The 8,640-nt window shown below is 65.4% G+C and carries 13 protein-coding genes and 1 pseudogene; 8 read left to right on the plus strand and 6 right to left on the minus strand.

Going from position 1 to position 8,640, the window contains the following annotated elements:
• The first annotated feature begins 231 nt into the window (after positions 1 to 231).
• A complete protein-coding gene (locus ABN028_RS34670) occupies positions 232 to 693 on the plus strand; it encodes a hypothetical protein (protein WP_349699582.1) in 462 nt (153 codons plus the stop codon).
• Between the two features lie 170 nt (positions 694 to 863).
• On the opposite strand, the gene ABN028_RS34675 is transcribed toward ABN028_RS34670, so the two are convergent.
• Positions 864 to 1,124, minus strand: a complete 261-nt coding sequence (locus ABN028_RS34675; protein WP_349699583.1) for a hypothetical protein — start codon at positions 1,122 to 1,124, stop codon at positions 864 to 866.
• A gap of 100 nt (positions 1,125 to 1,224) precedes the next feature.
• Between ABN028_RS34675 and ABN028_RS34680 the strand changes: the two genes are divergently transcribed.
• On the plus strand, positions 1,225 to 1,674 hold the full coding sequence (locus tag ABN028_RS34680; protein WP_349699584.1) for a hypothetical protein: 450 nt from the start codon (positions 1,225 to 1,227) through the stop codon (positions 1,672 to 1,674).
• 112 nt (positions 1,675 to 1,786) lie between these two features.
• Here the strand turns inward: ABN028_RS34680 and ABN028_RS34685 are convergent.
• A pseudogene (locus tag ABN028_RS34685) lies at positions 1,787 to 1,894 on the minus strand (ATP-binding cassette domain-containing protein); the annotation flags it as partial.
• 505 nt (positions 1,895 to 2,399) lie between these two features.
• Positions 2,400 to 3,059 carry a DUF3885 domain-containing protein gene (locus tag ABN028_RS35715; RefSeq protein ID WP_502879260.1) on the minus strand — a complete coding sequence of 220 codons (660 nt, stop codon included), beginning with the start codon at positions 3,057 to 3,059 and terminating at the stop codon, positions 2,400 to 2,402.
• Positions 3,060 to 3,227: 168 nt separating this feature from the next.
• Between ABN028_RS35715 and ABN028_RS34695 the strand changes: the two genes are divergently transcribed.
• A complete protein-coding gene (locus ABN028_RS34695; RefSeq protein ID WP_349699586.1) occupies positions 3,228 to 3,776 on the plus strand; it encodes a hypothetical protein in 549 nt (182 codons plus the stop codon).
• 73 nt (positions 3,777 to 3,849) lie between these two features.
• On the opposite strand, the gene ABN028_RS34700 is transcribed toward ABN028_RS34695, so the two are convergent.
• Complete coding sequence (locus ABN028_RS34700; RefSeq protein ID WP_349699587.1) at positions 3,850 to 4,107, minus strand: hypothetical protein; 258 nt, start codon at positions 4,105 to 4,107, stop codon at positions 3,850 to 3,852.
• Between the two features lie 154 nt (positions 4,108 to 4,261).
• Between ABN028_RS34700 and ABN028_RS34705 the strand changes: the two genes are divergently transcribed.
• From ABN028_RS34705 to ABN028_RS34720, 4 genes are all read left to right on the plus strand, one after another.
• Positions 4,262 to 4,507, plus strand: a complete 246-nt coding sequence (locus ABN028_RS34705; protein WP_349699588.1) for a hypothetical protein — start codon at positions 4,262 to 4,264, stop codon at positions 4,505 to 4,507.
• Positions 4,508 to 4,565: 58 nt separating this feature from the next.
• Entirely contained in the window at positions 4,566 to 5,831 is a 1,266-nt protein-coding gene (locus ABN028_RS34710) for an IS256 family transposase (protein ID WP_502879261.1), read from the plus strand.
• Between the two features lie 115 nt (positions 5,832 to 5,946).
• On the plus strand, positions 5,947 to 6,345 hold the full coding sequence (locus ABN028_RS34715) for a hypothetical protein (protein ID WP_349699589.1): 399 nt from the start codon (positions 5,947 to 5,949) through the stop codon (positions 6,343 to 6,345).
• 379 nt (positions 6,346 to 6,724) lie between these two features.
• Positions 6,725 to 6,994 (plus strand): hypothetical protein, encoded by a 270-nt coding sequence (locus ABN028_RS34720; protein ID WP_349699590.1) that lies wholly within the window; start codon positions 6,725 to 6,727, stop codon positions 6,992 to 6,994.
• A gap of 85 nt (positions 6,995 to 7,079) precedes the next feature.
• Here ABN028_RS34720 and ABN028_RS34725 read toward each other — a convergent pair whose 3' ends face one another.
• On the minus strand, positions 7,080 to 7,787 hold the full coding sequence (locus ABN028_RS34725; RefSeq protein WP_349699591.1) for a tyrosine-type recombinase/integrase: 708 nt from the start codon (positions 7,785 to 7,787) through the stop codon (positions 7,080 to 7,082).
• 64 nt (positions 7,788 to 7,851) lie between these two features.
• Entirely contained in the window at positions 7,852 to 8,010 is a 159-nt protein-coding gene (locus ABN028_RS34730; RefSeq protein WP_349699592.1) for a hypothetical protein, read from the minus strand.
• A 105-nt stretch (positions 8,011 to 8,115) separates the two neighbouring features.
• Between ABN028_RS34730 and ABN028_RS34735 the strand changes: the two genes are divergently transcribed.
• Entirely contained in the window at positions 8,116 to 8,493 is a 378-nt protein-coding gene (locus ABN028_RS34735) for a hypothetical protein (RefSeq protein ID WP_349699593.1), read from the plus strand.
• Positions 8,494 to 8,640: the final 147 nt, after the last annotated feature.

Consider the following 8,640-nt stretch of genomic DNA (forward strand, 5'->3'; position numbering starts at 1 on the left):
GCCCGCTGGCTGATCATCGCCGACGACATTGAGATGTCGTGGCAACCTGATGGGGGCGATGTCGAGATCATCACGCCGGTCGGCGGGTCCGGCCGGCCTTGATCGCCGCCCGCACATCGGCATGACCGCCCGGATCGCCGCAGAAGCGGTCTGTTCGATTCGCGTGGTGCCGTCAAGCCTGATGCCAGACTGGAACGCATGGGGCTGACTCCGCGCGAAACGACGTTGGTGGTGCCGTTCTACCTGAAGCTGATGGGGTTGAACGCCACGTGGGTTGGGGGCGAGGTGTGGGATGATCTGGTCCAGGTCGGCCGCACCGCCGAGCTTGATGACGTCGTTTGGCTGCTGAGGGTCGGCGCGTGGCGACCGGTCGTGATGGGCGCGTGGTTCAGTCTTCGCTTCGACCTCGGCCAGGTCGGAACCGACGTCCTCGCCGCCCTGAGTGCTTCAGAGGGCTCACTTACAGCACCGCCGCTCGCTGCGGCAGCAGTCGCGCTCACCGGGCTATCGGCGGCTCCAGCACTTCGAGGCTCCCGAGCGCGGACGGACGGGGCCTCTTACGTCGTCCTGGATGCCGCACTTGAGAGCCTGGGCGAAGAACCGAGACGCGAAGTCACGCCCAGGGACCTCGTGGCATTCGCCCAGTTGCTTGCGTTCGCCAGGCGACTCCGAGATGCACTGATTGCCGCCTGAGCGGCGGCGAAGCGTCAGCAGGTGCTGGCACAGCTCTGTCAAGCACCTACTGCGTTAAGACTAGGGGTCGACTCGCCTGTCCTCAGTCGGTTGATACGCGACGGTCGTACGCCGGATGATGTGGGGTAGAGCGAGAGCGCGGATCGCGGCAGATGAGGACGCTCCCATGCTCAGTTGTCCGTCTCAGCCCTCACAGGGCTCAGGATCTGCCGACCGACCTGCTGATGGTGTCCCGGTCGTTCGGTGTAGTAGGCGTACTCCAGGTCGCTCGCTGCGGCTCTAAGCAGCTGTGGTCGTGGTGCGCTGGCGTTGTCGAGAGCATCGGACGCCTGCTCGGCGAGCCGCAGGTCGAGCAAGCTCGCGGCATCGTTCTCAAACTCGGCCCACCCCCGCATGAGGGGCACGCAGACTCGCTTCGCCTGGTCATCCATGCTCGAAGGTTAGGAGCGCACGCTCGCACATGACCGCTGACCCCTGTCTGCGGAATGTGCGCCCACCCGCCTCCGATCGCGTTGGCCCTAGGCTGCCGTCATGAAGCTGCCGAGCAGTTGCGTGAACCAGGCGCTGTCGACGCAGGACGTGCCGGTCTGGCTCATCGAGACAGTCGAGTGCTGCGCCGGATCCGCTTTCCAGTTGGTGTTCGAGTCGGCGGAACCACGATGGCATCAAGGCGTCTGGCTCGGCGTCGAAGGCCAACTAGAGGTCGCCGGACAGACTTCACCGCAAGCCGTTCTGTGGCGCGACACGGCTCCACCCTCCGTAGAAATCGTGGTTCGGTCGTCAGAGGACGGGCTGCTGCGCCTGTACAACGTCTGGGACTCGGGTCGCGGCTATGGCCGGGAATCGCAGGCCGCGACCAGCGGCATGCTTCGCGAGACCACTACGGATGGTCTCCGCTACAGGTGCAGCGATATCCGCCCTTCTCCGACATTCGAGGCGCTCGTCTTTCGTCTGGATCGGCTTGAGCAGACGCCCAAGTGATCCGCCGTCAATTCGGCATGACGGCGCACCAGTCCCCGGTGGCATCCGCGTCACTTTCCGGACTACCACAAGGTCTCCGACCGGACCTTCCTCATGCACCTCGGCGGCAACGCCGCATCGTCGTCGACTTGCCCGCGCCGTTGGGGCCGAGGAAGCCGGTGACGACACCGGGCTCGACCGTGAAGGAGAGTCCGTCGACGCTGCTCGACCACCACCGCAGGCACGGCGACGGTTGTCATGACCCACATTGCTTTCTCGATGCCAAGCTCGTGTTGAGCGGGCCGGACAAGTAGGACCGATTCCGGTCCGGTCGCGGTTGGGCCACCGATTGGAAACGCGAGGCGGTTTTCGCCCGAGTCGATTGCTACATACTCCCCGTCGACGACTGTCAGGTCATCCACGGTGTGGCCGATCAGGGACACGATCGATGCGGGCCCCACTCCTTGGCATCCGATCAGTCCGAAGGGCTGGGTCATGCCGGTGAGGATCACATTCCCCATGTGTACCTCGATGAAGTTGTGGAGGAAGAACACGCCGGTGATCTTCAAGCCAACGACATCGGCCCGAGCCTCATCCGCCCGGTCGTTGCTTCCGCTGCTCGTCATGGCTCCAGTATCGGAGCAGTACCGACGGCGAGAGCGAAGCGCGCTCATCGGCATGATCGCGCGGATCGCGGCATGAGCGAGCGACTCGGCGTCCAACCGAGATGGCGGTTTCGAACTGGCCTATATGCCTGCCGGGTTGCGCGGGAGCCAGTCGGCGAACCGATTCGCGAGAGTGTCCCGCTCTAGTGCTGAGGGCGCGATAACGTCGGCGCCGCCGTCGTACGGGTGATACAGCCAGTCGAGATCCCGACTCGTGAGGATGACGTCTGAGGTTGCCCAATCTGCGACCAAACGCAGCAGCGGATCGAGGTCGCGCGAAGCATTGTGAAGGCCGCTCGCAAACAGATGAAACCAGAACTCTCCGTCGTCGTCGGCCTCGTAGAGAACGGACCTCCACAGCGCGCCGTCGGGTGCCACACGGACCAGATCGCGCGGCCGGCGCCGTGGGTGACGACTTGGCGACCACGAAACCGTGATCGCGATCAGTTCCGCTCCTGGTGCCGCGAGGACATCCAGCACAGCGTGGTGACGTCGTAGGACTTCCGCGTACTCCGGCTCGTCGTCTGGGTACCGCTTCGACTCAGGCAAGCTGTGGAACCGGACCCAGCGATCAGCGAGAGCGCCGCGCAACTCGTGGCCAACTGGTCGCGCTGTCGGGAATCGTGACTCCCATGTGGTGGTTAGCCACGCCCACCTGGGATCAGCTTCGATGCCCGGCGGGAGTCGGTCGAGCAGTGGACGCACGCGTCCGTTCCATGTCTGCCAGAACCACCGTCTCACCCGGGCAGCCTACGGCTCGCTCAGTCCAAGCGGTTGCAGACATATCAGTCGTACGAGCGAACCTCCCGGACCGCCGCAGAGGCGAGCGCAACGCGGCATGAGCGTGCGCGTCGCTCCGATACCGGCAATATCGGACATCGAGTCTCGAATCGCTGCCATGCTCGGACCGTGGATCTTTCGCCCGAACCCCAGTTCGTGTCGATCAGCGGCATCGAGGTGTTCGTTGCGCGCGAGTACCCGCCGATCTGGCACAGCTACTGCGCACACGCCGAGTTGGTCGACGAGGACAACGCCGCTGATCGCGATTCCGCGCTGCTGGTCGCCGGAGTACGTCGCGCCGAGCGGGAGTGGCCTGGCCTCGTTCTTGCTCTGCGGTACGCGCCCAGCCAAGGCGGTTTCGCGCCAGGCGTGCTTGTCGTTCCGGAGTCCCAAGTCGCCTTCGTGGGCGCTGGAACCGTTCTGCGCGCCTACCGGATCAGTCCTGAGGCCGAGAGGTTGTGGAGCGACGAGGCCGAGCTCGGCTTCTGGTCATGGCGGCAGCACGGATCGACCGTCGTCATGTCCGCCGAGGTCGGGTTGGCCGCTTGGGACATAGACGGAACGAAGCTCTGGACTCGTTTCGTGGAGCCCCCTTGGTCGTACTCCGTGGATGGCAGACTGCTCACGCTCGACGTCATGGGCTCAGTAGCGACCTTCGACTTGCGGACCGGCTCATAGCCGCTTCCGCGTACTGGCGTCCGTCCGCTCATCGGCATGATCGCTCGGATAGCGGCATGAGAGTGCGCTTGGCTTAGTCCGTGCGGAGGTGCTTCTCCCGCTGACGCAGCCGACGCAGACGCCGCAGGTACTGACCACGGAACCGCCGCCGAGCCGCCTCCTGGCGGACGAAAGCCGGGTCATTCGCGTGGTCAACCTCGAGCTGGTAGTGCGGGTTCGAGGGTGCGTCGCTCCCACCGGCAGCCACTAGCAGTTCCTCCGGCGAGTCCTTCATCGGTGGCGACGCAGGGAGGCCGACCACCCATGCCTTCGGTGTGCTCTCATCCGTCACAGGCCCAGTATGCGGGAAGAGCCCTTGCTGCCCCCGGATTGAGTGACGACCGCTCATCGGCATGGTCGTGATTCACGCTCGGCGGCAGTTGCGGATGGACGCGGGGAGTGCGAATTGTGTCGCCGAGTCCGACTTCCCGATGCATCCTTGACCCATGAACTGGAGCCGTGAACTCGTCGACGGCCTCGACCTGGCGTTCAACGAGTCGACGGCGTGCGGCCTGACTTTCGATAGCGACTCCGCCGAGGCTCGGTTGCTTCTGGAGGTGCTTGCACTCGCCGAAGCAGCTCCGCTAGGCCCGGATCCGCGCCGAGTGGCCGTCTTCACGGGGGTGTCGGCAGTCGAAGTCATCCTTCGCCAGGAGGTCGACGACGATTCTGGGCCGGGACTGTCCGTCTAACGGTGGATCTGGTCTGGCCTGACGCACCGAGCGTGGCTCGGTGGGAAGGGACAGGCTGATGACCGAGAAGATGTCGGCCATGGCGGAGGAGATCGATCAGGCCGAGCTAGCTCGGCAGTTGCTGGCGCAGGCGAAGGAACAGGGCATCGAGTTGGTCGGGCCGGGCGGGCTGTTGAACCAGCTCACCGGCAGTGTGTTGGAGACCGCGCTTGAGGAGGAGATGGCCGAGCACCTCGGCTATGGCAAGCACGACCCGGCGGGGCGAGGCTCTGGTAACTCCCGCAACGGCACCCGTGCCAAGACTGTGCTGACCGAGATCGGGCCGGTGCAGATCGAGGTGCCCAGGGACACCAACGGATCCTTCGATCCGCAGATCGTGCGCAAGCGGCAGCGCCGCCTCGGTGGCATCGACCAGGTCATCTTGTCGCTGTCGGCGCGAGGGCTGACCACGGGAGAGATTGCCGCACACTTCGGCGAGGTGTACGGGGCGAGCGTGTCCAAGGACACCATCAGCCGGATCACCGACAAGGTGCTGACCGAGATGGCCGAGTGGTGCAACCGGCCGCTGGACCGGGTGTATCCGGTCATCTTCATCGACGCGATCGTGGTCAAGGTTCGTGACGGCCAGGTCACCAACCGGCCGGTGTATGTGGTGATCGGCGTCACCACCAGCGGGGAACGCGACATCCTCGGGTTGTGGGCCGGTGACGGCGGTGAGGGCGCGAAGTTCTGGCTGGCGGTGTTGACCGAGCTGAAGAACCGCGGCGTCGAGGATGTGTGCATCGCCGTCTGCGACGGGCTCAAGGGCCTGGGCGAGGCCATCACCGCCGTGTGGGAGCTGTGCACGGTTCAGACCTGCATCATCCACCTGATCCGCAATACGTTCCGCTACGCCTCCCGCAAGTACTGGGACGCCATCGCCAAGGACCTCCGCCCGGTCTACACCGCACCCAGCGAACCCGCCGCACGGGAACGGTTCGACGAGTTCGCCGCCAAATGGGGCGGGCAGTACCCGGCCATCACCAGGCTGTGGGAGAACGCCTGGGCCGAGTTCGTGCCCTTCCTGGACTACGACGTGGAGATCCGCCGCGTCATCTGTTCCACGAACGCGATCGAGTCGCTCAACGCCCGCTACCGCCGCGCGGTCAAGGCTCGTGGGCACTTCCCCAACGACCAAGCCGCGTTGAAGTGCCTATACCTGGCGACCAGGGCCCTGGACCCCACCGGACGAGGACGGGCACGATGGGCCATGCGGTGGAAGCCGGCCCTCAACGCGTTCGCCATCACGTTCGAAGGCCGCATCACAGCAAGCAGCACCAACTAGATGCCAGACCAAGATCCACCGTTAATCGGACACACCCCCGCAACTCGGCACAAGCGGATCGCGGCATGTGCGGACGTCTGGGTGCGCGGCTGAGACACTGTCGGCTATGAGGTCGGTGCAGGTGTTCCCGGTCATGGGCCTGCCTCGGCTGCTGTCCCTGCTCGATAGCGTGGGCGAGCGTGCAGGGTCGGAATGGTTCGGGGTTGCTAATCGACGGCTTGAGGTCGGTGTGACCCGCTACGAGTCTGCGCAAGACCTGATCCAGGCGTTGCAGGTCCAGGGCTGGTTCTCCAAATCCGAGGTGGACGCCCTGCGGAAGGAGGGGCAGGAACTCGCGGGCGTATGGGTCGAGGTTCGTGTGGCCGGTCGCGGGGACTACCAGGCTGAGATGCGTGATCTTGTCGAGCGCCTCCTGGCCGAGGGCGGATACGCGTTCGACGACTACTCCGACGACGCGTGGTCACTCGAACAGATCCGCCACGGCCGTCCGACGGGCCAGACCTTCCGGGCCTGATAGTCCCGTACATCGGCACGAGCACCGGATCGCGGCATGAGCGGGCGCTCGGAATGCCATGATCTCCGGGTGAACCCGTGCCCAGCCTGCGGCCATGAGCAAGAAGAGCCACCCTGGCATGGGGGCGTCGGCTCTCAGGAGATCTGCGAGTGCTGCGGTCTTCAGTTTGGCTACCAAGATGCGTGTGGAGGCCGAGAGGACTTGCGGGCCGGCTTTTACGTCGGATGGCGTGTGCGCTGGATCTGGGAGGGACACCCTTGGCACGGTGCCGCAGGCCCGCCGCCTGGCTGGTCCCCTCAGCGACAGTTGCAACGAATCGGCTGGCCACCGACGTCCTACCCGTCCTGAAGCCGACTCACGGCGGCAGTAGCCTGCGGTTGTGCCTGCGCGGATTGAGTGGTGGCCCGAACATGGCTCCGGGCAGATGTGGGTTGACCGCGTTGCGGTTGAGTCTGCGTCGCTCTTGCCCGAGGAACTCGCGTCTCGCGTAATCGCGTGGAACGACGCCTTCGTCGACGAAGACATGTTGCCCATCGATGGCCCAGGCGACGCGGTGTGGCTTGCGGAAGGGAAGCAGCTCCTGGCGTCCGTCCGGGAGGCCCTGTCGGAATCGCACAAAATCGTCGTCACGGAGCCGTGGTGGGGGTGAGCCGCCCGCGTAGATGCCGACTCGAACAGCCGCTATCGGTCGTTGCCCGGCCGCGCTCGCTCATCGGCACGTTCGTGCTTTCGGATCAGGTGCCTGATGCCATGTAGGCGGCGAGGATGTAGTTTGGGTGTCTGTCGAGGTTCTTGCGTGCTCGGTCGTAGCGCATGGTGGTGCGAGGGTCGGCGTGGCGGGCGGCTATCTGGACGTCGCGCAGGTCGACGCCGGCGTCGAGCATGGTGGTGACGAAGGTGTGTCGCAGCATGTGTGGATGCATGCGGGGGAGCCGAACGCCTGCTTGCTCGGCCAGCCGGCGGAGACGTCGGGTGGCACAGTGCCGGTCCATCCTGGTCCCGCGGGAAGTCAGCAGGATGGGCCCGGCTGTCCGTTCGCCGATGGCCCGCTCGATGGCACGGCTGACCGCAGGCGGCAGTGGAACTAGGACGACCTTGCCGCCCTTGCCGCGGACCCGGAGCACCCGGTGGCCGTGCTCTTCGCCCAGGTCTGCGATGTTGCTTCCGGTGGCCTCGAAGATCCGCAAACCCAGCAGGCCCAGGAGGGTGACCAGGGCGAAGTCGCATGGGTTGACCGAGTTCCGGGCGGCGCTGAGCAGCGCCTCGAACTGGAGGTGGGTCAGGCCGAGGGTGGGCGACTCGGCCGGCACGGTGGGGCGGCGAACGTACTCGGCCGGCGAGTGCTCAAGGGCGCCGTCGATCACACAGCTGCGGTAGAACCCGGCGATCACCGACGCGCGCCGCGAGACCGTTGACGGGCGGTAACCGCGGACCTCTTGCATCCACCGGATGTAGAGCTCGATGTGAGGTCGTGCGGGCGGTGAAGGGATCGAGGGCACGGTCCTCTCACCAGGTCAGGTAACCGCGCAGGTCCGATTCGGTGTGGATCCGCGACTGACCCTTGAACCGGGCCAAGTACGCGGCGACGGCCATCCGCAGCAGCGGGCTTGTAGCGACGACAACGCCGGAAACGGCCGGCCCCGAAGAAGAGGTGTAGGTGTCCATATACCGAGTACCGGGTCGCCAGAGCACACCGTCAACCCATCCACCTAGAGCGGCATGTGCGCGCACTCGGAAAGTCAGACGGCCGCGTTAGGGCATGATGAACACGTGCGCCATCTGACGGAGCAACAGGCGCGCGCGGCGCTGAAGCGCGGCGCGGCGGTTGAGCAGGTGCTCTCGGCCAGCCTTGAAGCCGGCACCGTCGAATGGGTTCGAGCACATCCAGCCGGGGCCAGCCTTGTGCTGCACCTGCACAGAACATTGGATGAAGGCTCGACCGACTTCCTCGACGTCTATGAGTTCAGCCCTACCGACGAGGAAGAGGAATTCGGCGAGGGCCTGCGAGTGGGGGAATATCCGAGCACGGAGAGCCTCTTTCAAGCGGCGGCCGACCTCGGAGCACGGCCAGACCGCTGGGTGAACGATGGCCTCGTCCAGAACGAGTACCTCGACCTCCGGACGAGGCAATCTGACCCACTCACGTGAGCGCCCGGGATGCGGCATGAGAGTGCGTGCTTGTGCGACTCTGAGTGGTGGACTCAGGCCTGAGCAGGGATGAAGCGGATCAACTGGCATCGAGCGTGCGTCGAGCCGTCGAGCACGATGTTGAGGTCCTGGCAGATGGGGAGTTCT

Origin of the sequence: Actinopolymorpha sp. B17G11 (assembly GCF_040196095.1) — a bacterium.
Lineage (GTDB): Bacteria > Actinomycetota > Actinomycetes > Propionibacteriales > Actinopolymorphaceae > Thermasporomyces.